The 557-nt window shown below is 37.0% G+C and carries 1 protein-coding gene; it reads right to left on the bottom strand.

The window, feature by feature from the left end; genetic code table 11:
• Positions 1-543: oxygen-dependent tRNA uridine(34) hydroxylase TrhO (gene trhO / locus H4O21_RS28030; RefSeq protein ID WP_255487449.1), on the bottom strand; the 543-nt coding region annotated here is incomplete at its 3' end.
• Positions 544-557: the final 14 nt, after the last annotated feature.

Here is a 557-nt window from a genome sequence, read left to right as displayed (position 1 = left end):
AAAAGGCTCACCACATTGGTGGCATTGTGCTATTACATCTTCACTTATTTTTTCAGCTCTACGCTCATCAAACACAAAATTTTTACCAATAAATTTATTCTCAAGATTTTTCTCGTTCACCTGTCGGGTGTATTCAATAATACCGCCTTCCAACTGATACACATTTTTAAATCCCTTATGTTTAAAGTAAGCACTCGCTTTTTCACAACGGATACCACCAGTACAGTACATTACCAAGTTTTTATCTTCCTTATGTGCTTTTAAATCGTCCTCAATAATATCCAAAGATTCCCTAAAAGTATCCACATCTGGCGTTACCGCATTCTTAAAATGCCCAATCTCGCTCTCGTAATGGTTTCGCATATCCACCAAAACCGTATTTTCGTCTTCAATAAGTGCATTAAACTCATCTGCACCAACATGAACACCTTTGTTTGTCACATCAAACGTATCGTCGTTTAAACCATCCGCCACAATTTTATGGCGCACCTTCACCTTCAATTTTAAAAAAGACATATTGTCCTGCTCTACAGCAATATTCAAACGGATACCTTTTA

Source organism: Oceanospirillum sediminis (assembly GCF_014164585.1).
Classification (GTDB): Bacteria; Pseudomonadota; Gammaproteobacteria; order Pseudomonadales; family Halomonadaceae; genus Oceanospirillum; species Oceanospirillum sediminis.
The sequence above is the reverse complement of the archived record's forward strand: the minus strand, read 5'-3'. Positions and strand labels throughout refer to the sequence as shown.